Annotated in this window: 20 protein-coding genes; 17 read left to right on the top strand and 3 right to left on the bottom strand. The window is 29.1% G+C overall.

From position 1 onward, the window contains the following. Positions 1-83: 83 nt before the first annotated feature. Positions 84-1,025 (bottom strand): hypothetical protein, encoded by a 942-nt coding sequence (locus LLF98_RS03120; RefSeq protein ID WP_291700732.1) that lies wholly within the window; start codon positions 1,023-1,025, stop codon positions 84-86. Between the two features lie 355 nt (positions 1,026-1,380). On the opposite strand from LLF98_RS03120, the gene LLF98_RS03115 reads away from it, so the two are divergent. From LLF98_RS03115 to LLF98_RS03090, 6 genes are all read left to right on the top strand, one after another. Beyond that, on the top strand, positions 1,381-2,172 hold the full coding sequence (locus tag LLF98_RS03115) for a class I SAM-dependent methyltransferase (protein ID WP_291700730.1): 792 nt from the start codon (positions 1,381-1,383) through the stop codon (positions 2,170-2,172). A 551-nt stretch (positions 2,173-2,723) separates the two neighbouring features. Then, on the top strand, positions 2,724-2,969 hold the full coding sequence (locus tag LLF98_RS03110) for a hypothetical protein (RefSeq protein ID WP_291700729.1): 246 nt from the start codon (positions 2,724-2,726) through the stop codon (positions 2,967-2,969). Positions 2,970-3,420: 451 nt separating this feature from the next. After that, a complete protein-coding gene (locus LLF98_RS03105; protein ID WP_291700727.1) occupies positions 3,421-3,729 on the top strand; it encodes a hypothetical protein in 309 nt (102 codons plus the stop codon). A gap of 534 nt (positions 3,730-4,263) precedes the next feature. After that, entirely contained in the window at positions 4,264-6,189 is a 1,926-nt protein-coding gene (locus LLF98_RS03100; RefSeq protein ID WP_291700726.1) for a [Fe-Fe] hydrogenase large subunit C-terminal domain-containing protein, read from the top strand. A 486-nt stretch (positions 6,190-6,675) separates the two neighbouring features. After that, positions 6,676-7,776 carry a BMP family ABC transporter substrate-binding protein gene (locus LLF98_RS03095; RefSeq protein ID WP_291700725.1) on the top strand — a complete coding sequence of 367 codons (1,101 nt, stop codon included), beginning with the start codon at positions 6,676-6,678 and terminating at the stop codon, positions 7,774-7,776. A gap of 26 nt (positions 7,777-7,802) precedes the next feature. Next, positions 7,803-9,455, top strand: coding sequence for a GGDEF domain-containing protein (locus LLF98_RS03090; RefSeq protein WP_291700724.1), 1,653 nt, complete (start codon positions 7,803-7,805; stop codon positions 9,453-9,455). 274 nt (positions 9,456-9,729) lie between these two features. On the opposite strand, the gene LLF98_RS03085 is transcribed toward LLF98_RS03090, so the two are convergent. Beyond that, the gene (locus tag LLF98_RS03085) at positions 9,730-10,287 is read right to left on the bottom strand and encodes a TetR/AcrR family transcriptional regulator (protein ID WP_291700723.1); all 558 of its coding nucleotides are present in this window, start codon (positions 10,285-10,287) and stop codon (positions 9,730-9,732) included. A gap of 179 nt (positions 10,288-10,466) precedes the next feature. Here LLF98_RS03085 and LLF98_RS03080 point away from each other — a divergent pair, with 179 nt between their 5' ends. The 6 genes from LLF98_RS03080 to LLF98_RS03055 all read left to right on the top strand — a co-directional run bounded on the left by LLF98_RS03080 (position 10,467) and on the right by LLF98_RS03055 (position 18,213). After that, positions 10,467-11,516, top strand: a complete 1,050-nt coding sequence (locus LLF98_RS03080; RefSeq protein ID WP_291700722.1) for an efflux RND transporter periplasmic adaptor subunit — start codon at positions 10,467-10,469, stop codon at positions 11,514-11,516. Between the two features lie 13 nt (positions 11,517-11,529). After that, positions 11,530-12,720, top strand: coding sequence for an ABC transporter permease (locus LLF98_RS03075; protein ID WP_291700721.1), 1,191 nt, complete (start codon positions 11,530-11,532; stop codon positions 12,718-12,720). After that, the gene (locus LLF98_RS03070) at positions 12,695-13,909 is read left to right on the top strand and encodes an ABC transporter permease (RefSeq protein ID WP_291700720.1); all 1,215 of its coding nucleotides are present in this window, start codon (positions 12,695-12,697) and stop codon (positions 13,907-13,909) included. The genes LLF98_RS03075 and LLF98_RS03070 overlap by 26 nt, the downstream gene beginning before the upstream one ends. A 54-nt stretch (positions 13,910-13,963) precedes the next feature. Then, on the top strand, positions 13,964-15,316 hold the full coding sequence (locus LLF98_RS03065) for a hypothetical protein (protein ID WP_291700719.1): 1,353 nt from the start codon (positions 13,964-13,966) through the stop codon (positions 15,314-15,316). Positions 15,317-15,802: 486 nt separating this feature from the next. Then, complete coding sequence (locus LLF98_RS03060) at positions 15,803-16,555, top strand: TSUP family transporter (RefSeq protein WP_291700718.1); 753 nt, start codon at positions 15,803-15,805, stop codon at positions 16,553-16,555. A 392-nt stretch (positions 16,556-16,947) separates the two neighbouring features. Continuing rightward, positions 16,948-18,213, top strand: coding sequence for a cation:dicarboxylase symporter family transporter (locus LLF98_RS03055; protein ID WP_291700717.1), 1,266 nt, complete (start codon positions 16,948-16,950; stop codon positions 18,211-18,213). A 132-nt stretch (positions 18,214-18,345) separates the two neighbouring features. On the opposite strand, the gene LLF98_RS03050 is transcribed toward LLF98_RS03055, so the two are convergent. Further along, positions 18,346-18,468 carry a hypothetical protein gene (locus LLF98_RS03050; protein WP_291700734.1) on the bottom strand — a complete coding sequence of 41 codons (123 nt, stop codon included), beginning with the start codon at positions 18,466-18,468 and terminating at the stop codon, positions 18,346-18,348. A gap of 545 nt (positions 18,469-19,013) precedes the next feature. Here LLF98_RS03050 and LLF98_RS03045 point away from each other — a divergent pair. From LLF98_RS03045 to LLF98_RS03025, 5 genes are all read left to right on the top strand, one after another. Further along, positions 19,014-19,484 (top strand): hypothetical protein, encoded by a 471-nt coding sequence (locus LLF98_RS03045; protein ID WP_291700716.1) that lies wholly within the window; start codon positions 19,014-19,016, stop codon positions 19,482-19,484. Between the two features lie 587 nt (positions 19,485-20,071). Then, positions 20,072-20,857 (top strand): electron transfer flavoprotein subunit beta/FixA family protein, encoded by a 786-nt coding sequence (locus LLF98_RS03040; RefSeq protein WP_291700715.1) that lies wholly within the window; start codon positions 20,072-20,074, stop codon positions 20,855-20,857. Positions 20,858-20,877: 20 nt separating this feature from the next. Then, positions 20,878-21,816 carry an electron transfer flavoprotein subunit alpha/FixB family protein gene (locus tag LLF98_RS03035; protein WP_291700714.1) on the top strand — a complete coding sequence of 313 codons (939 nt, stop codon included), beginning with the start codon at positions 20,878-20,880 and terminating at the stop codon, positions 21,814-21,816. Between the two features lie 56 nt (positions 21,817-21,872). Continuing rightward, on the top strand, positions 21,873-23,306 hold the full coding sequence (locus tag LLF98_RS03030; protein WP_291700713.1) for an FAD-binding oxidoreductase: 1,434 nt from the start codon (positions 21,873-21,875) through the stop codon (positions 23,304-23,306). 50 nt (positions 23,307-23,356) lie between these two features. Continuing rightward, on the top strand, positions 23,357-24,499 hold the full coding sequence (locus tag LLF98_RS03025; RefSeq protein WP_291700712.1) for an acyl-CoA dehydrogenase: 1,143 nt from the start codon (positions 23,357-23,359) through the stop codon (positions 24,497-24,499). The last annotated feature ends 794 nt before the right edge of the window (positions 24,500-25,293 follow it).

Here is a 25,293-nt window from a genome sequence, read left to right as displayed (position 1 = left end):
ATTAACAATGTATTTTATCATTCTTTACCACAAGTTAGAAATTCAATTGAAAAGTTTATAAGAAACATAAATATGGTTCCTACTCAGACAATAGACAGGCTATGCATCCGAATGTAGAAACCAATTTGCAACATATATATTTCATTAAAAATATATTCAAATGTGACTGTTTTAATATTTTCTTCTCCAAGTTGTGGTAATACATCGCTTATATAATTTCCAAACAAATTATTAGGGGAAATTATAATAATATTATTAGAGTATAATTTAGTTATTAGTCCTTGATACATTAAAAAAGCTACTCTGTGGAGTGCAATTGATGTCTTCCCGCTTCCTGCTACTCCTTGAACAATAAGTAAATCACTTTCAATATCACGAATAATAATATCCTGTTCCCTTTGTATTGTCTCAACTATCGTCTTCATTTTTGATGAAGTATTTTTAGTCAACACCTCTCTAAGTGTATCATCAATAATATTAAGATTAGAATCAATAAAACAATCTAACTTTCCATTTTTAATTTCATATTGCCTTTTAAGTAACACCTCGCCACTTATCTCTCCATTAGGTGCTTTATAACTTGCTGTGCCAAGTTCACATCTATAAAATATGCTTGCAATTGGAGCTCTCCAATCATAAACATAAGCCTCATAAGCATCTTCATCTAAAAGGTTATTGAAGCCTATATATATTTTTTCTGCTACCTCATCATCTTCTTTAAAATCTATTCTTGCAAAGTAAGGTTTACTTTGCATACTCTTATATTTATATATATTTTTTTCTATTTTGTCATGATCTGCTCTTGTAATATGAATGATAGATAAATCTTGTTTTATGTCAGCTAATCTATCAATATCATCAATATAATGTACACTATTTTCCCACATATCCCTATTCACTCTTATTAATTCTTTTTGCACTAAAGTTACTTTATCTAATTCAGTTTTTAAATTCTTATTTATAAGTGAAATAGTATTATTAAGGTATAAAACCTCCTCTTTGAATTCCTTATCATAACTACTCATAAAAAACTAAACCTCCCAATCTAATAGACTTTTTTAAGCTTTGTAGTTTTTTGATCACATATTTTTCAATCAATACTAATATATTCCAAGGGTTCATCATTTGTTTATAACCATTGATTTCTTCATACCTCTATATTTTTTATTTTTTTCTATTGACAATTATATTTATTTTGTGGTATGATTATTATAGAATAAAACATATAATTGCTATTTTTATATATATTTTTAAGTATAAATGAAAATCATATTTAAGTAAACCTTAAATATGATTTTTTTGTTTGTATAGTTTTGTCCACTGGATTAAAATCACAATAGCTATTTTGCAGGAAAAACAAAAGATAGGATGGTAAATAATATGAAGATTGCAATCACAACTACAAGAAATCCAGATGAAAGTTTAATAAATAAAGCATATGGTATAGCTAAAGAATTAGATATACCTTATGTAAAAAGAGGTAATTATAGCATAAAGAAAATTAGTCTAATGAATAAAATAGATTATTTTCTTTTGGTAGAGAAAGATAAAATTGTTTTAAAGGGAGACGATAATACATTTTTTTGGCATCCAAGTACATCAGGACTTAAGTTGAATTCAATAAAAGAAGGTTTTAATCAACCTATGGTAGAAGCTATGAATTTAAAGGAAGGGGATAGGGTATTAGATTGTACCTTAGGAATGGCTACAGATGCTATAGTATTTGCATCTATTGTTGGTGAAAAAGGTAAGGTTGTTGGCACGGAAGTTAACAAGTATATTGCTTGTATAACTAAAAATGGATTAAATGATTATAAAGATATAGATGAGCAAACTAAAATATTTATGGAGAGGATAGATGTTATTAATTCATCTTATGAAGAATATATTTCAAGCCAACCAGATAATAGTTTTGATGTAGTTTATTTTGACCCTATGTTTACAAGACCAAATAAAAAATCAACACCAATAAATTCTTTAAGGCCATTTGCACAGCAAGGAGAATTAAAAAAAGAAAACCTTATACAAGCGCTACGAGTTTGTAAAAATCGTGTTGTTATTAAAGAAAGAGCTGGTAGTGGCGAGTTTGAAAGATTAGGAATTGAAAAATGTTATGGAAATACTAAGTTTGGATCTATCGCTTATGGTGTTATTGAAAAAGAAAAATTTTAAAAACAAATTAAGTTTAGCATATTAATATATCAAATAATATTGAAAAATATTATGCTGAATTATCCAAAGTCTAAAAGCTAGAGATTAACTATAGAGCCATTAGGATTAACAATTTATGAAGAAAGAAGTAAAGTGGTAGTGGATTTTAAAGGTCATCCTTCGCCTCCACCAAATAATCACCGAGATTGTGATACAATGCAAAGCCACTGATTTCAGTGGCTTTAAGTGTTTTGCAGAACAAACTGTGGTAGAAAATTTTAAGTTTTTAGATTAGATTTATAGAATTTTATGTTGGATATGCACACCCCTAATGTTTTTAGAATTAGGGGTGTATATTTTTGGGGGCATGCACTTTTTAGCGGAAATAATCTTTACAAAAAAATAATGTTCTAGAAAATGCCATTAGTATTGATTCAAAGTGAAATTTTTATTTTAAGAAGTTATATGGTAAGTTGTAATTAAAATAAAAAGGTTATAAGAACCTATAGTATAAAATAGAAATGTAAATCAAGAATAAGATTCTAGTATTTAATATAAAGGAGCTGATTCAAATGAAATGGCAGGAAGTTAGAGAAATGTATCCAAATCAATTTGTTAAATTTGAAATTGTGGAATACCATGAAGATGAGAAAACTAAATATGTTGATGAAGTTGCAGTTATAAAAGCAATAAAAGATGGCAGGGAAGCTATGAAGGAATTTAGAAAATGCAAAAATGGTCAACTAGTATATAGTACAGAAAATGAAAGCATTGTTATAGAGAAAATTAAACATATTGGAATTAGAAGGAGTATATAATGAAAACAAAAATAGAAATAAAAAATGGATTAATTTGATTGTAATGGGATTAAACTTCATAATTTTAAAATAGATTGTGGAGAGATCGATCCAAATGAAAAAATTAATGGGTTATTGGGATTAGATTTTTTAAGAGAAGCAGGAATTATAATAGATTTGGTTGATTTAGTAATATGTACAAAGTAAATATAAAATTTTAATATGTTCACTAAAACTCATCACGTCGAGACAGTTGTGAAGCTAGTTAAGAAATAGGCTGATATTAAATGGTTTCAAGGATATTAGAGTGAAGAAGTAATGCATAGTATAAAAAGAGGGGAATACCTAACAGTTTGCTGCTAAATTCTTCAGAATTGACAAAGGATTTAGTAGAGAGAAGGAATAATATAATATTTAATCTTTTGATATGATAAGATTTGCAATAATTATTGGTGAAGATCAGAACGTACTTATGCTCGATTGCGAGCATGATACTCCCGATGGCTCAATCCGCATACTAAGACCTTACGAAACGACTATGCCGGTTCCCCAAAATTTTAATGATTACCGCGAAATTTTTACAAAGATGATTGTTTTTTACCGTAATAAGCTCGAACGTGATGATTTTGAGAAAAAGGTCAAAGGGCAAAATCCAGATTTTAATATAAATTGGGCGATACACAATATTCCAAGGGCTATTTATGAAAAGTATAAAGATAAGCTTAGGCCACAAGAAAGTGACTATTATCAGGGGACAATCTGCATAATGTACACAAATTAATCATCATACATTGATAAATAATGAGGTTGATTTTATAAGTAAAGTTGTTAATATGTAATATATTGTGAACTAAAATTAAATGAAATTTATTGGTGGATTTTAGAGGTCACGCTTCGCTCCACTATGAAACTCACAAAAATCTAAAATTGGATTTTTGTGTTTTTTTTAGTTTATAGTATTTTTGAATTGTACCATAAATAAGCACATTTTTTACTAATCTCTAGAGAACTGCTGATTGTGAAATTATAAAGAGTTTATGAAATAATTATTAATGATTATAAAATTACAATAAATGGAAGAGCAGATACGTACGGTGTCACTGCTATGGTAGTATAGAAATTGATACGATAATATCTCAATTTTGGTATTTGTAAATGTTTGTTTTTTATTAAACTTTGCATAACAAAGAAAAAATGCTATGATTTGTATAATATATGTTTGTATAGTATATGTTTGTATAATAATGAAATTATTAGACCAATTATGTCATAATATATATTGGCATCTAAATGTTAGATAAGGGGTTGGAAATAAATGTATAATTATAATAAATTAATTTATTTAGAAGAAGAAAACTGTGTTGGATGTAACAAATGTATAAGTAATTGCCCAATTTTAGGTGCAAATGCTGCCTATAGAGTTGATGGAAAAAACAAAGTAAAGATAAATGAGGAAAAATGTATACATTGTGGTGAATGTATAAAGGTATGTGATCATGATGCAAGAACTTTTAATGACGATACAGAGGATTTTTTTAATGATTTATCATCAGGTAAGAAAATATCAGTTATAGTAGCACCATCAATCAGAGTTAATATGGACAACTATAAAAAGTTATTTGGATATTTTAAATCAATAGGAATTAATTTTATATATGATGTTTCGCTTGGAGCTGATATAACTACTTGGGCATATCTAAAAACGATTAAGGAAAAAAAATTATCTACTATTATTTCTCAACCATGTTCGCCAGTAGTTAATTATATAGAAAAATATAATCCTAACTTAATAGAGCATTTAGCACCTATTCAAAGTCCGATGATATGTACTGCAGTCTATATGAAGAAATATAAAAACATCACAGATAACATTGCATTCATATCTCCATGTATAAGTAAGTCAGATGAAATTCATAATGAAAATACCTATGGATATGTAAATTACAATGTAACATTTAGAAGATTGATTGAATATTTAAATACGAAAAATATAAATATTAATGATTATGAAGAATGTGAATTTGATGATATTAGTTGCGATTTGGGCTTTTTGTTTAGCAGACCTGGAGGGCTTAAGGAAAATCTTGAAGCTAGGATTAAAGACGCATGGATACGTAAAATTGAAGGTCAACATCATGCATATAGTTATCTAAATGAATATGGACAACGTATTAGTGAAGGGGCAAAGCTTCCTTTGGTGGTAGATATTTTAAATTGCAGTAATGGATGTAATTTAGGAAGTGCTATAGTAAATTCTAGTAAGCTATCAGTTGATGATTGTGATGAAAAGTTTAATGAATTGAAAAGAGCTAAACTTCAAAAGCATAAAAAAACAATTTTTAATAGAGGGAAAAGTGACATTTATGAAATGTTTGAGAAAACATTTAAGTTAGAAGATTTTATAAGAAAATATAATAAAAATGAAGTTATAAATGATATAAATGAACCAACAGAAGCACAATATAATGATATATATATAAATTTAAATAAGGTTACTGATAAAAATAAAAATATTAATTGTTCAGCATGTGGATATGGAACTTGCAAAGCCATGGTCAAAGCAATATATAATGGATTAAATGTTTTGGAAAACTGTATGGATTACAACAGACAAGAAATTAGTAATGAACAGGAGCTTTTAGAATCTAAAAATCAACAGATGAAAGCTTTAGAAGATTTAAATAAATTATCAGAAGAAAAATTGAAAAATGCTGAGGCATTAAAGAGAAGAGTTTCTGAAATAATAACTTCGGTTGCAGAAGTTTCAAAGGGAAATGAGGAGAGTGCATTAGCAATTAGCAAAATTACTAATGATATAGCTGATGCATTAGAGACAACTAATACAGTTAGAGATAGTATCAATGAAATGGAAGATAAATTAAATAAATTTACTAGAGCATCGGAACAAATTGTAGGAATTGCAAGCCAAACTAACCTTTTAGCATTAAATGCAGCTATTGAAGCTGCAAGAGCAGGAGAAGCAGGAAGAGGTTTTTCAGTGGTTGCTGATGAAGTGAAAAAACTGTCTTATGAATCAAAAGAGGCAGCTACATCTACACATATGGATCAAGATTTTATGTTAAAGCTTATAAAACAGATATCTGAAGTATCAAATGATTTGTTAGCTAAAATGGAAAATGTAAATAATTTAATAGGTGATATATCAAGTGTTACTGAAGAAATATCTGCAAATAGTCAAACGATTAGTGAGTCAGCTGCTAGTCTTTTAGAAGAAAATTAAAGTTAGAAGAATATAGTGGGTTTCAAAGGTGGTGCTTCGCCTCCGCCATGAACCCCACGACCATTTGTATGTGGATTAAATAGCTGCTTACAGGTGGTCGTATTTTTTGTTGTTACAAGTAGCTATACCTAGAATAGATTTTATTGGATAGAGGCGTTGAAGTAGTATTAAAGCCCTTGCATTTAGCCTGAGAATTAATGAATTGAAATGTTTAAATTATAGAAGTTATCAAGCAGAGCATCATTTTTTTATTTAGCATACCAGCTTATATAATTTAATTAGTAATATAGGTTGATTTTTTGGCGTTCATGATATTTGGAAGTTAAGAATTGATAAGAAAATTATAAATAAATTCGAGAAATTGAGATTCAATCAATATAATTATGGAAAGAAAGTCAATCTTATGGAAAAATGGTAGAAATGATAGTATAATTATGTTATATTACACTAGCATGCAGAAGAAATAAGAACTTTTGGAGGTGTTTTATGAAAACGTTATTTAAAAGAATTAACATATTTAGCATATTTAAATCTAAAAAATTATTAATTATTGGAATAGGTATTATATCATCTGTCTTATTTCTTCAAAAATATTTTTTTTATAATAATACAGCTAAAAATGATGTTTATAGTAATCAAACAATAACAGAATCTAATGAAAAAAAGAAATTTAAAGTAGGAATTGTTTTATCAGTGGGAGGTCTTGGAGACAAGTCCTTCAATGATTCAGCATATAATGGAGTTCAACTAGCAGCAAAGGACTTAGGAATTGAATATAGTTATATTGAACCGTCTACTGATATAGAGTCAGAAGTTAAGTTAAGTGCTAATCATTTAAGACAATATGCAAAAGAAAACTATGATCTTGTAATAGCTACAGGATTTTTGTATAAAGATGCATGCGAAGAAGTTGCAAAGGAGTATCCTAATGTAAAATTTGTCATTATTGATTCAATAGCCGATGCTCCTAATATTACGGGGTTGATGTTTAAATCAGATGAGGGCTCATTATTAGTTGGTTCTGTAGCAGGTCTTGTAACTAAAACAAATAAAATAGGATATATTGGAGCACAAGACATAGAAATATTTAAAAAGTTCCAAAATGGATATGAAAAGGGCGTAGGATTAGTAAATTCTAAAGCTAAAATCATACCTAAATTTATTAATGGATCAAATCCTTTTCTGGTACCAGATATGGGATATAAATTAGCTAATGAGCTTATCGACCAAGGAGTTGATGTAATTTATACTGTGGCTGGAGCAACTGGTATAGGTGCAATAGAAGCTTGTAAAAATAGAGGAGTTTATGCCATAGGTGTTGATAATGATCAGGATTATATTCAAAAAGGCACAGTGATTACAAGTATGGTAAAAAGAGTGGATAAAGCTGTATATGATTCCATAGAATTAGCAGTAAAGGGAGAATTAAAACCAGGAATTCTTGAATTTGGAGTTGCAAATGGTGGTGTTGATACAAGTGAATTTTTATACACTAAGTCTCAGCTGGCAGCAGGAGCACTTGAAAAAATTGATCAAATAAAGAAAGATATTATAAATGGGAAAATAAAAATAGATAGTACATCTTAAAATAAACAACTAAAAAGGATGATAATATGAAAAAAATTTCATTTAGAAATGTTATCCTAGCCATTACTTTTTCAGTATATTTTATATTTTCGTTTCTTTTATTTATATACTTTAATAATATTTATTACGAAAATATAAAGGAAAAACTCGTTGCTGAGAACAGTTTTTCAGCAAGGTCTGTTGAACAGCTTTTAAATGCACAAAAGGATATATTGGCACAGGAGGCTAGCTTTGCTGTAAATTATCCTGCTGTATATTTTGCTTTTGTAGATAACAAATATGTAAATTTTTATTGGAACAAACCTCACGATATTAATAGTTTAAACCTTGAAAATATGAGCAGCTATAAATATACAGAAATATCATATGGATTGAGTAGAGTTATTGGAAAAAATATAGGTGATGCAGATATTTCTAATTTAAATATTGCCCTATTTGATAAGGAGGCTACTCCATTATCTAATGTACCAGGTATTGATGACAACTTCAAAGATACTGGGAAAGAAAACTATATTAAATATATGCTAACTGAGAACAATAAGTATTCTAATATTCAGCCAGTAGGCACAATAGCTAGCAAAGATAACAAATTATATTTTAAGGGCATAGATAGAGTTTATTCAAGTGAAACTATGGGAGTAGCAGTAGTAACATTACAACTTAAGGAATCTATGCTTAAAAATATTGAAAGTGTTGTAAATAAAAAAATTGTTATTTTAGTAAATGATGAAGTTCAACTTTCAACTATGGAAATGGAAAAAAACACATTTGATGCCTCTAAGCCAACTTTTAATCAAGGTAATGAATTTTTTGAGGTTTTTAAAATTAATGGTAGAGATATGGGGTATTCATTCTTCCCAATAAAAGATTTTAATAATAATGTAATTGCCTATGCAGGAGTGGGCTTTGATATGAAAACTGTAAAGGATAATTATATAACCAATATGTCAAAATTCGTACCTGTTGAGATTTTTTCTTCACTTATGTTGTTTATTATGTTGTTTATTATTACTAAAAAAATCTTCAATACTTTCAAAAAAATAATTGAAATTACAGAAGAAATAAATAAAGGGAATTACTACCTAGAAACTAAAGATTCTAGGATACTTGAATTAAGTATAATTATGAAAAGCATAAGCAAAATGTCAGAAGCAATAAAACATAGAGAAGAAGATCTTGTAAGATTATCAACTATTGATGAACTTACAGGAATTTACAATAAGTCAAAAATAAATGATATTCTTAGAACAGAAATTAAAACTTTGAAGAGATATGATAGTGAGTTTTCTATTATTATGGTAGATATTGATCATTTCAAGACAGTTAATGACAATTTTGGACATGATGTAGGGGATGTGGTTCTAAAAGAAGTTGCATCTGCACTGAAAAATAATATTAGACAAACAGACTTCATCGGACGGTGGGGAGGAGAAGAATTCATAATAATATGCACTACAACTAGTTTAGAAGAGGCGACTAAATTAGCAAATAAAATAAGAGAAAAAATAGAAGTATACAGATATTCGGTTACATCTAATCAAACAGTAAGTCTTGGAGTAGCAACATTAATATTAGGTGAAGATAGTAAGTCGTTATTTACAAGAGTGGACAAGGCATTATATAATGCTAAGAAATTAGGGAGGAATCGAGTTGAAGTAAGTAACAACAGAGATATATAAAGAAAAGAAATAATTAATGAATAGTTGAAATTATAGAAGATAAGTTTAATAAAATATTATTATGCCATTAAATTTTATGAGTAGAATATAGTGGATTTCAGAGGTGGTGCTTCGCCTCTACCATAAAATCCACGACCATTTGTATGTGGCTTAAATAGCTGTTTACAAATGGTCGTGGTTTTTTACATTTCATTAAAGCATATTTACTATACATATTAGTAGCTAAATACTATATAAGACAAAATAACAAATTAGAAGAATCTAATTAAAATTGTTAATGATAATCCTTAGAAGGAATAAATCCATTTTGAATTTTATATGTTAGTATAGAAGTTACTTTAGGAGTTATTTCATCAAATTCATTTTGCTCAAAAACACCAAAAAGTCCACATACAATAAAGGATATAATACTCTTATTTATTGTTTCCGATATATTATTGTTTTCAGTTTTTTTTAAGAGTTTTTCAATTGTAAGCTGTTTTATTTTATACATAGAAAAGGAGTGTCTTGGTGAATTCAGAAATGATACGTACAAATCTCTATTTTCTCCAAAAATGGATAATATCTTTTCGATTATTTTAGGCATATGATTTACTAATTCAGTGAAATCATATGGCTCAATAACCTTAATTGTCTTATCTACAACATCATTCATAAAACTATCGGCACAATCGTAAATGTCTTTGTAGTGCAAGTAAAATGTACTTTTATTAATATCTGCTTCCTCACATAATTCTTTTATAGTAACATCCTTTATATCTTTATTTAATATTAATTTAGCAAAAGAAGTTTGAATAGCTTGCTGAGTTTTTCTTATACGTCTATCTTTCATGTAAAGTCCTCCTTTAATGGACTAATATAACACTTTTGTCTATTAACAAACTTATGGATTAATACTGATTATTGAATTATTATCCATATATTACTATAATAGACTTGTGTCTATATATAGATGATAGTATATAAAAAATATTATGTCAATATATGCGTTTATAGGTGAGGAGGAATTTTATGAAGATAAAAAATATAGCAGCAACATTAATTGCAATAATTACAGCTAATGTGTTTACAGGATGTGCTTCAATATCAACATTAACAGGAGATAAGTTAGTAAAGCAGACTCAAAGTAATTTAATAGTACAGTCAAATGTAGATATGGCAGATGTTAATGTAAATACTTTAATTCCTGGAAAGGTTAAAGAAATTAAAGTTAAGGAAGGGGATAATGTAAAAAAAGGAGACGTTCTGCTTATAGTTGACAGTGATACATTAGCAGCTCAGCAAGATCAAGTACAAGCTCAAATTGAAACAGCAAAATCTCAATTAAGTGCAGCGCAGGCAGCTAAAGATGCAGCAAGTGCAAAGTTTGAGTTAGCTGAAAATGGTGCTAGACCAGAAGAAATTGACCAGGCTAAATCTGCTTATGATCTTGCCAAACTAGCTTCAGATAGATTAAAAGTTTTGTACGAAGAAAAGGCAATTCCTAAGTCAGATTTAGATAATGCTGAGACTCAAACGCAGGTAGCAAAAGATAAGTATGATATAGCACAAAGTGGTGCTAGGCCTGAAGATATAAAAGCAGCTCAGGCACAAGTTGATCAAGCTAATGCATCAATTGAAGCAGTGAAAGGCCAAATTAAACAAGCAGAAGCAGCACTTCAAGGAGTTAATGTAAATCTCAATTATGCTACAGTTGTGGCACCAGAAGATGGGACAATAACACAAGTGAATGTTAAAGCAGGAGAAGTTATATCAACAGGAATGCAGCTTATGGTAGTTACTAAAACTAGTGAACCATCAATATTATGCAATGTTAGAGAAACAGATTTATCTAAAGTAGACTTAAATCAAGAAGTTTCTGTGAAAATTCCAGCATATCAAGATGAAGAATTTAAGGGAAAAGTAGTTAGGATTAATAAAAATGCTGATTTTGCAGTTAAAAGAGCAACAAATGATAATGGTGAATTCGATATATTATCTTATGGTGTTAAAGTTGAATTGACTGACAATGATAAGCCCCTCCGTTCAGGTATGACAGCTTTTATTGACTTTGGAAAGTGATGTGGGAACAGGTATGAAGGAAATAGTATTGAAGTTTAAAGAAATATTTATAAAGTCTAGGGAAATTATAGTTTCTATTATGTTACTTTTAATAATATCAGCTATTTCTAGTTATATTTTAGGCTATGCATATAGTCAACATGCAGTGAAAAATATTCCTACAATAGTAGTAGATCATGATAATTCTACTTTAAGCAAAAATTTTGTTACGCAAATAGATACCAATGAAGTATTTGATGTAATTAATTATAGTGATACTGATAATGATGTTAAAAATTTAATGGATGAAGGAAAAGTAGTAGTCGGTATTATTATTCCTACAAATTTTTCTAAAGATTTAACTGATGGAAAAGCACCTAAAATTATGATTTGCTATGATGGTTCGCAGATGTCAGCAGTAAGTGCAGGTAAAACTAGAATAGCTGAAATTTTGGGAACTATTAGAATTAGTTATTTAATGAAGCTTGGAGAAGGAAAACTTGGAATAATGCCAGGAGAAATTAAAAATAATATTATTCCCATACAAACTAACTCAATATTTGTAGGAAATTCAACAAGAAGTACAGCTAATTTTTTACTTCAGGGAATGTTAATAGGAATAGCACAAATAGGAATTATTATACTTGGTGTTTTGATAGTAAAAGAAAAAGAAAATTATTTTTTGTTATTAATTAAAAGTATTGTCTTTGGATTAATAGGTTCAATTTCAATTTTTCTAATCTTGTTTATACAATATAAATATTTTCAAATGCCTTATAGAGGATCAATTGAAGCAGCTATTATATTAACTATAATTTTTAGTATTGTTACAATAAACTTAGGAATTTTATTTAGATTAGTTATAAAAAATAAGCTGGAAGCAGTAAGTAATTCTGGTCTTATAGTTTCAGGTACAGTTTTGCTGTCAGGTTATACATTTCCGTTAATGGCTGCACCTGACATATTTAAAAAAATATCTAAATTTATTCCCTTCCTATATTATGGTATTCCCATGAGAGACTTATCTCTTTTAGGATTAAGTTTTAATGAAATTTCAGACAATTTATATTATCTAGTAAAATATATGCTTTTTACATGGATTGCTATATTAATTGTGTTGGTAATAAAAAGAGGTTTAAAGAAAGTACCTGCTTTTAAAAATAAAATTTTAAACAAAGTTATGGAGAAGAGGGATAAAGATGAGATTTCTAAAATTTCTAGCTAGAGATAAAAAGAGTATTATTTCACTTAGTTTGCTTTATATTAGTGTAATAATTTTTGTAGCTTATATGTTTAGTAAAGTTTATATAGAAAATATCCCCATTGGAATAGTGGATATGGACAACTCATCTTTATCCAGAACCATAATAGATCAGTTGAGAAAAAGTCCGGGAGTAAATATTAGTTATTACACAGATTCACAAGAAGAACTACAGCAGGAAATTAAGGAAAAAAGGATTAGTGGAGGAATAGTCATTCCTAAAAATTTTAATAAAGACGCTGTTAAAAAGAAATCTCCTAGTATTGCACTATTAATAGATGAAACAAATATTGTTACTGGAAACAATTTATATGCATATAGTAATGCAGTTATAGCAACTGTAAATGCTGGAATTCAATTGAAAGTATTTGAAGGAAAAAATATGATGCCATATAATGCAGATAAAGCTATTACAACTTTTTTATATAGTGAACGTACTCTTTATGAACCGCAGCTTAGCTATATGAGGTATTTAATGTATTCTCTTGTACCATATTTATTACAAGGAATATTTCTTATGACTTTTTTAGTACCTGCATTAATAAAAAATAGAAAACAGTTAAATTTAATTAATTTAAAGTCAAAAGATGGTATCAAAAATATACTTCTTCTTTTAGTAAGAATTTTAATGATTATTGCTATTGCAGTGTTTTCAAGTTTAGTTGCTTTATGCATTTTAGGTAAGTATTCTAATTTACCACTTCGTGGAAATATACTAGAATATTTGGCATTAACTTCAATATTTGTTGTTGATCTTACCGCAGTAGGGTTTCTCTTTGCAGCTTTATTTAATAATTTAATATATTTTACTCAATTTTTTACTATGATAAATATATTAATATTTCTAACCAGTGGAGTTCCATTTCCAGAGTATGCAATGCCTGACGGGCTTCCTAAAATTATTAGAAGTATATGGCCATTTATGAATATAGCACTTCCTTTAAAATTCTTAAATCTAAAAGGAAGTGGATGGGATATTATATTGCCATATATAAAAGATGGAATAGTCTATGCCTTAGAATGGTTTTTAATAGGAATTGTATTATATTCTTTAAGAATTGCAATAAGTAAGTATAAAAATAAGAGAATATCTAGGAAAGAAAATGAGATGAGTGAAGAAAATGAAAAAAGTGTTGGAGCAATTGCAGAATAAACAGGTTGATAACAAGTAAAATGGTAAAGCTAATTTTATAGTGGAGGAAAAGTAATGAAGAAAAATATAAAAAAGATAGTTGCAATTGGAATTGGACTAAACGTAATGAGTGGAAGCATAATTCCAGCTTTTGCAGCAGACACACTCAAAAGAACTGAAAACATTAATACACAAATAATAAATGATGAAAGCAGTTCGATAATAAACGGACAAGCAATTAATAATAAACCTGTCCTAACTTTAGATCAGGTTATAAATGCAGCTATAAACAGTAACGAAGATTTAACTCTAAAGTCCCAGCAAATATCTATGTATAGAAAGAAAGAGAGTCTTCAAGATAAAACTAATGATTTTTATGAAAGTCTTGGTGAAAAAATATATGATTTTCCGTATGACAAGCTTGAACTGTTAGAAAAACAAACTAATCAATCAAAAGATTTTTTGCAAGATCAAATAGCAAATGACATCACTAATAAATATAATGCAATTATTATAAAGCAGGTAGATATAAGTCAATCCAAAACGAATTTAGAGATAAAAAATAAAGATCTAGAAACGATTAAAACAAAAGTAGAAATAGGCATGGCAACTTTAAATCAATTAACAGATAAACAAATTGAAATTAATTCCTTAAAAAATGATGTAGCTGCAAAAGAAAATTCTTTAAAAGACAGCATGGATTATTTAGGCGTTTTAACTAATTTGAATTTATCAAATTATACTTTAGATTCGAGTATAAAATATGATGTATTTAAAATTGATGGATCAATTGATGAATATATAGATGATAAAAGCGATTTATATTTAAAATATAATCAGAAGTTAATTGATCTTACAAAGGATTATTTAGATGATTTAAAAGATGATGGAGTAAAAGATATCATGGATAAAGATGTTCCAAGCATGCCATCTGGTGCTATTCCATCAGCATCTTCATATATGAAAACAGATGATGCTACAGGAGTTACGGAATTAGATGAAGGTGCTTATTCTATCGGACTTAGTACTTATGCTCTTCAACTTATAAATTATGAGAAAAATGCATTAGAATATTATATGGACCTTACTAAATATGGATCTTACTTAGATGGTAAATATGGTTTAGAGGAAGCACAAGTGAAGCTAGATAATTCGAAAAAGAGTTTGAAAAATGGATTAAAACAAGCATATTCAACGTTACTTGATTTAGAAAATAAAATAAATGATTTAAATGAAACAATACAATCAACTAACACAAAACTTAGTTATGCAAAAACGCAAGTAGATATAGGAATGATGACAGAAAATAATTACAATTCTTTAGTTTTAAAAAGTGAGCAGCTAAATACTTCACTAAGAACTCTTATTAATGCGTATAATAACTTAAAGACCACTATTCAAGAGCCTTGGATATTAAGTAGTAATTAATAGAAAAAATTTAGACACATGAAAATAAAAAATTGGATTATGTTTTAAACATGTGAGTTTTATCGTCGTTAAAAAATGTACACTAATATATTTTTGATATAATGACCTAATATATTTGCGAACTTAAAGTTATAAGGAATATTTGCCATATACATTGATAAATAATGAAATTGATTTTATAAGTAATATACTATAGACTAAAATGAGATGAATTTTGCAAATTTATTTCTATAAAATTTAATAGTATAATCAATAAACTTTTTTGCAGCGTTAGAAAGATATCTGCTTTTATTATATGCAATAGAAACTTCACGTTTTGGCATAGGACAATTTAGTTTGTAAAAAAGATGATTTTTTGTATTAGGTGAACATTTAATTAGTTTTTCTAAAAATTTCATTAGTTGATTCTAATAAAAGAAATAGAAGATCTTTTAGTTCAGATAAATCAATTTCAGATTCAAATCTAAAACTCGTGGGAGGTTGAAAATGATTGAATATATTATAGTATGTCCGCTGGTTTTTCTTGCAGGTTTTGTAGATGCAATAGCAGGTGGAGGAGGACTTATATCACTTCCAGCATATATACTTGCAGGAATTCCAGTTCATTTTGCAATTGGAACAAACAAAATGAGTTCCAGTATGGGAACAGTTATATCTACATATCGTTTTGCTAAAAATGGATACATAAAATTGAAATTGGCAGTTTGCAGTGTAATCTGCGCTTTGATAGGGTCACCTTTTGGGGCTATGCTTTCTTTAAAAATTAATGATTTTTACTTGGAAATTTTAATGCTGGTGATTTTGCCTGTTACTGCATTTTATGTTCTACGTAAGCGTGATTTTGAAGAGAATCAATATGCAGAAAATGCAATAGATTTTAAAACTTATATTAAATGTATGTTGATTGCATTTCTTATTGGAGTCTATGATGGCTTTTATGGTCCAGGAACAGGAACATTTTTGATATTGTTATTGACTGGAATTGCTAATTTGAGTTTAAATACTGCAGCAGGAACAACAAAAGCTATTAATCTATCATCAAATATAGCTGGTCTGGTGACTTTTATTATAAATGGGAAAGTGTTCTTAGTTTTAGGTGTGATTGCAGGTTTATTTAGTATTGCAGGAAATTATTTTGGTGCTGGTTATTTTACAAAGAGTGGAGCAAAAATAGCACGTCCTGTAATTATAACTGTACTTACAGTTTTTTTGGTTAGAATACTAGTTGAGATGTTATAGGTGCAATTTAAATAATAATTGTAGAAACCAACTTCTTTTTTAAATTATCAAATAAGCCTATAACCTATTTAATTCACTATTTGAAATTCTCAAGTTCTATAGAAAGTTTTTCACCTACATCTTTTCTATCAATAAACATATTATCATCATGGCTAATAAATATTAAGGAATGTGTTTAAAGCAAAAAATGAAATAATTTTTCTTATATCATGATAATGTTTAGATATTCAGAATTTTTAAAACACGAGAATAAATATTTTTTTGTGTTATAATGTATGTTGTGAATTAGATTTTTATGTAAAATTTTGTAGGTAAGGCAGTAAATTAATGTCTAATTATGAAAAACAATAGAAAATTTAATAAAATTATATACTACTGAAAGGTGATATTAAATGAAAAAATTAGGACTAGCAATTCAAATTCTTCTTGGACTTATACTAGGTATTATAGTAGGAGCTGTTTTCTATGGTAATTCAGTTGTTGGGTCATATTTACAATCATTTGGGGATATTTTTATCCGTTTAATCAAAATGATCGTCGTTCCTATTGTATTTTCATCACTTGTTGTTGGTGTTGCTGGTGTAGGTGATATTAAACGCGTAGGTAAAATAGGTGGAAAAACAATACTTTATTTTGAGTTAGTAACTACAGTTGCTATTATAATAGGTCTACTAGCAGCTAATTTAGTTCATCCGGGAACTGGCATAAATATTAATGAACTTTCAACAGTTAGTATTCAAAAATATGTGGAGACAGCGGAAACTGTATCTCATCATAGCTTTATGGATACATTTATAAATATTGTTCCGACTAATATTTTTGATGCCCTTGCTAAAGGTGATTTACTTGCTGTTATATTCTTTTCAGTTATGTTTGGATTAGGAGTTGCTACAATTGGCGATAAAGGAAAGCCTGTTCTTGCTTTTTTTCAAGGTGTGGCTGATGCAATGTTTTGGGTAACGAACCAAATTATGAAAGTTGCTCCGTTGGGGGTATTTGGTTTAATTGGTGTAACAGTTTCTAAATTCGGACTAGCTTCTTTGATTCCATTGGGAAAACTAGTTATTACTGTTTATGGTGCTATGATTTTCTTTGTATTTGTTGTGCTTGGTTTGGTAGGAAAGATATTTGGAACAAATATTATGGCACTTATAAAAATTTTAAAAGATGAACTTATTCTAGCGTATACTACAGCAAGTTCTGAAGCAGTTTTACCAAAACTCATGGAAAAAATGGAGAAGTTCGGTTGTCCAAAGGCAATTACATCATTTGTTATTCCAACTGGATACTCTTTTAACTTAGATGGATCTACATTATATCAAGCTATTGCAGCACTTTTTATTGCACAGATATATGGAATTCATTTGCCACTTTCTACTCAAATTAATTTGGTGCTTGTATTAATGGTTACTTCAAAAGGTATGGCAGGAGTGCCTGGTGCATCTTTCGTTGTTTTATTAGCTACTGTAGGTTCGGTAGGTATCCCAGTAGAAGGAGTAGCTTTTATTGCTGGAATCGATCGTATTGTTGACATGGCAAGAACTGTTGTTAATGTAATAGGAAACTCATTAGCTGTTGTTGTTATATCCAAATGGGAAGGACAATATAATGTTGAGGACGGAAAAGAATGTTTTCAATCTATTGAAAATCCAGCATAATAAAATATAAATGGATTTATTATTTATTTTAGCAAGCCTTATTACATGAAAAATGCAAAATGAAAAGATATGTGAATTCGAAGATACTTTATGATTCTGTAAAGGAAATTGTAATTTATAAGGAAGGGATTGTTACAAAATGATTAAATTTTGTAACAATCTCTTCCTTATATTATATAACTTTTTCGTATCGTTAAAAGTCCAAAATTTATTACAAAGATAACTATTTAAAGTACCACTGAAGTAGGATACTATCTGACTTATAACATAGTTAATACTAAAAAACTATTTAGCAAGGAGAATACTCCAAAGTCAAACATAGTATTTAAACATCTCACACAGCCAAATCTTATAATACTTTTATATTTTTTATTATTTATAGTGGCATTATAAATATTTTTAACAGTATTCATGTGTTTCCATCCTTCTAATTTATTGAGAAACTGATTTTATTTACTTTATTGCTATACTTAAATAAGGCTATATATTAAATATGGCGTAGTCATAATTAATATGAATAGTATCGGTCTAATAAATACAGTTAAACTTCCAAAAATCAAGGAAATACTAATAGTATTTATGATATTCCAATATATATAGTGTTAAGGCTTGTTTTAAATTTGATTATGTACTTAGAATAAGTGTTATCTGTGTCATTTAAGTGACGAAAATAAGAAGAAATGTTAATCTATGCCTTTTTTAACTCACGTACTATATTATTGATAAATTAGTCACGAAAATGACACAAATCTGGATTAAACTAGTAAATAAGAAAACACATAGTAGGAGGATGATGAGAAATGAAAAATGCAAAAAAAATTACTTCAATATTAATTGTAGCTAGTATGACTATTGTGTTGTTTGTTGGTTGTGGTTCTACAAAAACCGATAATACCACAAATACCAATACTAATGCTACAAATTCACAAACAAGAAAATCTGATCCAACAGCAATAAAAACATTTTATTCCGATACTCTTAAATCTTTAGTTACAGATGGAACAATAACACAGGCACAGTCAGATCAAGTGCTTGAAGCAGTAACAAAGAATGTACCACAAGATACAGAAACAGGTAAATCAGCAGGAACTGATAAGTTAAGTGGTACAGATAAGTCCAAAGGTGCAGGCAAGTCAGCAGGTACAAAACCTAAAAATAATCGATTAGGTGAATTAGTAACAAATAGTGTAATTACTCAAGCTCAAGCTGATATAATAAACCAAAAAGTTGGAGAAGCTATGAAAAGTAATAAAAGTAGCCAATCTAAATAAAATTAACATAATTAATTTTTTTATGTAATTATTTAGGCTGTTGAATGACTAGTTTTTATTAAATTCATCCATATTTATATGGGATTAAGTAAAAAATAAGTCGAAGATACGAAAATTGTGATTCGCCTCCAACAAATTTTAAGCGAATGCTTATTAAAAAAAATAATTGAAGAAAGCGCATGTATTAGTTAAGGATATTAATACATGGCACTTTCTTATTTTTATCAATTAAAAGTAGAATAAAGCTAAATGTGCTCTTAGATTTGTTGAGGTTACTGCAAGGAAACTCTAAAAACTAGCATATAAATATTAAAATCTATACTAAATTATACATTTATTACCTTAGACATGAAAAAAATTAAGACTATGACAAAAAAAATATATATAAATCGTTGAAATATTTGGTATGATGTGATAAGATTAATTATAAATTGTAGGGCCAATAAAATAAATAGTACTTTTTATAGAAATTAAATGGAAATAATTTTTATAAAAGTTTAAATACATGATGGTTCTATCAAAAAAAAACAGTTCAACAATGTAAATGTCTACAATAATAATGTAAAAGCGTAAAGGAGAGGGAAAGCATGAAGATTCTGATATGTGTAAAACAGGTTCCAGATGATTCTATTGAAATCCATTTGGATAATAAAATGAAAAAACCTAATTTGAATGGAGTCAGTTTGGTAGCAAATGCATTTGATACATATGCATTAGAGTTAGCAGTTCGTTTTATGGAGGCTAATGGAGGAAATGTTAGTGTATTAACTGTTGGAGCAGATGATTCTTTAAACACATTAAAAAATTGTCTTGCTGTAGGAGCTAAAGAAGCATTTTCTGTAAAAGATGATTTATATGCAGATTTAGACGCTATTGGAGCAGCTGATGTTTTAGCAGATGCTATTCGTAAAATTGAAAAAGATAAAGATGAAAAATTTGATTTAATTCTTTGTGGAAAGGAATCCACAGATGAAATTACTGGTCAAGTAGGAGCAATGCTTGCCGAAAAATTAGCAACAGGATTTGTTAGTAGTGCGATTGAAATCAATTTAAAAGATAATGTTATGGAAGTTCAGCAAGAAACTGAAGAAGGATATAATATAGTTTCTTTAGCATGTCCAGCTGTAGTAACAGTAAGTAAACCAGATTATGATCCACGTTATCCTACTATTAAAAATAAGATGGCAAGCCGTAAGGCAGTCATTCCAACTTATTCAGCAGCAGAAATTGGAGAGGTAAAACAAGCAAAAGTACGTTGCATTGAATATATTGAACCTCCTAAGAAAGAGGCTGGTATCAAAATTCAAGAGAAAGATGTTGCATTGGCAGTAAGTACTGCTATGGAGCAAATGAAAAAAGAAAAGGCAATCTAATTAAGGAGGAAAACGAAAGTATGAAAGCATTATTGTTTATTGAAACAGATGGAGAAAAGGCATTAGGCGGAAGCCTTGAATTGATTAGTGCATTAAAAGCATTAGATGCAGAAGGAACAGCTCTTATAGTAGGTAATAGGGCTGCTGCAGATACAGTAGCTACTTTAGGAATTCCAGTTATTTTTACAGATACTGCTACAGACTATGATACTTTAACAGAAGTATTATCACAAACTGTTAAGGAACAAAATCCAGATATTATTCTATTAGCTAATACAGCATTGGCTAAAGTTGTTGCACCACGTGTTGCAGCACGTACGTGTTTAGGATGTGTAAGTGACATAACAGCAATGAGTAAAACTGATGGTAAAGTTATATATACTAGACCAGCTTATGGTGGTACAATTTTAGAACATATTGAAGTAGAAGGTACAGCCATAGTTACAGTTAGAAATGGAAGTTTTTCAAAGCCAGAGGCTGCTTCAAATGCAGGTGTTACAGAGAATAAAGTAGAAATTCCAGCTGATGCTATTAAGGCAAAAATTATTAATACAGTAAAAGAAATTTCTGAATCTGTTAATTTAGAAGAAGCACAAGTTATTGTTGCTGGTGGACGTGGAATGGGAAATGCAGAAAGCTTCAAACTTGTTGAAGAATTAGCACGTGTACTTGGTGGTGTAGTAGGTGCAACAAGACCACCAATTGAAGAAAAATGGATTTCTCGTGCACACCAAGTTGGTCAATCAGGAAAGATTGTAGCACCAAAACTTTATATTGCATGTGGTATTTCTGGAGCATCACAACATACATCTGGAATGTCAGGTTCTAATTATATTGTGGCAATTAATAAAGATGAAGAGGCTCCAATTTTTGAAATCGCCAATATAGGTATTGTTGGAAATGTAACTGACATTCTTCCAGTTATGATTGAAGAAATGAAGAAAGTAAAAGAACAGTAAAAGTTTTTCTCTCATTATAGAGTAAGAAAAAGGTTAGGAAGGAAGGAATGATTATTATGGCTGAGTATAATAAATTGACAGAAGAAATAATCTCAAAATTACAGGAGGCAGCTCCAGGACATATTTTAACAGGTTCTGATATCAGCGAAGATTATTGTCACGATGAAATGCCTATTTACGGAAAGGTAACTCCACAAGTTGTATTTATGGCAAATTCTACAGAGGAAGTTGCTGCAGTAGTAAAAATATGTAATGAAAATAAGATACCAGTAACTCCAAGAGGATCAGGATCAGGACTTGTAGGTGGAGCAGTTCCACTTTTAGGTGGCGTTTTAATTGATACTACAAAGATGAATAAGATACTTTCTTATGATTTGGAAAATTTTGTTGTTCATGTTCAAACTGGTGTTTTGTTAAATGATCTTGCAGAAGATTGTGCAAAACAAGGATTATTATACGCTCCAGATCCAGGTGAAAAGTTCGCTTGTTTAGGTGGAAATGTTTCCACAAATGCTGGTGGAATGAGAGCTGTTAAGTATGGTGCATCACGTGATTATGTACGTGAAATGACAGTTGTTCTTCCAACAGGAGAAATTACTAACTTTGGATCTATAGTATCAAAATCAAGTTCAGGTTATGACCTTTTGGATTTAATAATTGGTGCTGAGGGTACTCTTGGAATTATTACAGAACTTAATTTAAAAATCATACCAGCACCAAAGGTAATTGCTAGTTTGATTGTTCCTTTTGAAAATTTACATGATTGTATTTCTACTGTTCCTAAATTTAAAATGGCACACATGAATCCTCAAGCATTGGAATTTATGGAAAGAGAAATTGTTCTTTCTAGTGAAAGATTTATTGGAAAGAGTGTATTTCCACAAGTAATTGATGGAACAACTGCAAATGCTTATTTACTTGTTACTTTAGATGCAGGAAGTGAAGATGAGTTAGATAATCTTATTGAGCAAGCTAGTGAATTAGTATTGGAAGCAGGAGCAATTGATGTTCTTGTAGCTGATACACCTGCAAAGATGAAAGATGCATGGGCAGCTCGTTCTAGCTTCTTAGAGGCAATTATAGCAGAAACAAAATTATTAGATGAAAGTGATGTTGTAGTTCCTGTAAATAAGATTGCTTCTTATCTTGAATTTGTAAATAAAGCTGGTGAAGAATGTGGGCTTACTATTAAGAGTTTTGGGCATGCAGGAGATGGAAACCTTCATATATACCAATGCAGCAATGATTTAGAAGAAGCAGAATTTATTGAAAGAGTTGAAAAGTTTAACGCTATTATTTACCCAGAAGCAACAAGATGTGGTGGTCTTGTTTCAGGAGAACATGGAATTGGTAGCGGAAAGATGAGCTATTTAGCAGATAGTGTTGGAGAAATAAATATGAACCTAATGAGAGGTATTAAGAAAGTGTTTGACCCGAATTCTATTATGAATCCAGGTAAAGTATGTTGCCCATTAGATGGTAACAACTAATAAAACATAATTGATATACAAATATAAGAAAAAGAGAGGCGGAAATTGAAATGGATTTTAAACTAAGTGAAAATCATCAACAATTACAAGAAATGTATCGTAATTTTGCAGAAAATGAGGTAAAACCAATTGCAAAAGAAATTGATGAAAGCATGCGTTTCCCAAAAGAAACAGTAGCAAAAATGGGTGAAATGGGCTTATTCGGAATTCCATTCTCTGAAGAATATGGTGGAGCTGGAATGGATACATTAAGTTATGTACAATGTGTAGAAGAATTATCTAAATGTTGTGCATCACATGGTATTATTGTTTCAGTGCATACAAGTCTTTGTGCAACACCAATTTTCAAATATGGTACAGAGGAACAAAAAAAGAAATATTTAAAACCACTTGCTTCAGGTGAAAAGTTAGGTGGATTTGCATTAACAGAACCTTCTGCTGGAACTGATGCTTCTATGGGAAAGACAACAGCTGTATTAGAAGGAGACCATTATGTATTAAATGGTAGCAAGATCTTTATTACTAATGCAGGATATGCAGACACATATGTTATTTGTGCTTTAACAGATAAGACTAAGGGAACAAAGGGTATGTCAGCATTTATCGTTGAAAAAGATTTCCCAGGTTTTTCTGTTGGAACTCATGAATTAAAGATGGGAATCCGTGCATCTTCTACATGTGAATTATTTTTTGATAATTGCATAGTTCCAAAGGAAAATCTTTTAGGAGAAGAAGGTAGAGGATTTGGCATTGCAATGGCAACTCTTGATGGAGGCCGTATTGGTGTTGCTGCACAAGCTGTTGGTATTGCAGAAGGTGCAATAGAAGAAACTATAAAATATGTTAATGAACGTGTTCAATTTGGACGTTCTATTTCAAAATTCCAAAATACACAATTTGAACTTGCTCAAATGCGTGCAAATACAGAAGCTGCAAAACTTTTAGTATATGAAGCTGCATGTGCAGTGGATGATAATCAAAAATATTCACATTTAGCTGCTATGTCAAAATTGGTTGCTTCTAGAAATGCTAGTGATGTAACAAGACGTTGTTTACAATTATTTGGTGGTTATGGATATATAAGTGATTATCCAGTTGAAAGAATGATGCGTGATGCAAAGATAACAGAAATTTATGAAGGAACATCAGAAGTTCAAATGATGGTAATTTCTGGATGGATGGGCGTTAAATAATAAATAACTAAAATTAAATAAAGATTATTTAGTTAAAAACTAAAGGAGTATATTTGGCTGTGCACCGATAGCGGGCGTGGACCTAAAATTCTTTGGCTTACTATATAAATTGAGTATAAGTAAAATTAAATTTTTTGGTTTTACTTATACTCTTTAATTTATCTCATACTATATGTATTGATTAAAATAGTAATCTACTTAATGTGTAACTACAAATAACCATATATACCTGTTCTTCGCAGTTATGCGTTATTTGTATATACATAAGGTTAGACTACCCCTAAAAGAAATTAAACAATTTTTTTAAAACCTTAAGCGTATATAGCTGTTTTTGTTAAAATAAATAGGCGTAATTAAGGTTATTTTTGACTACGTATAATATTTTTTATAAATAGAAAATAAAAACAAAATGACTTTTAAAATACCGTATTATTCAAATGGATTTTACGGTATTTTTGTGTCGTATTAAAAAATGCAGGATTAGATTGACAAAGGTAGATATAGTCCTTATATGAATATAAGTCATTCTAAAGAATATATTAAAAAAAGAAATCATAACATAAAATTTAAATTAGCTTAATAGTTAGATAGTTACAAATTAATAATTATTGAAATATTCAGTATAGTGTGATAAAATTGTAATTACAAAGTGGTAGGACCAATAAATAATACTTTTTGTAGAAATTAAATTTAAATATACAATGGTTCTATCAAAAAAACAGCTTAATAATGTAAATGAATACAATAATATTTAGTGAAAGATATATTTGGAAAAATATATCTCCGCAAATAAT

Origin of the sequence: Clostridium sp. (genome assembly GCF_021372645.1) — a bacterium.
Classification (GTDB): domain Bacteria; phylum Bacillota; class Clostridia; order Clostridiales; family Clostridiaceae; genus Clostridium.
The sequence above is the reverse complement of the archived record's forward strand: the minus strand, read 5'-3'. Positions and strand labels throughout refer to the sequence as shown.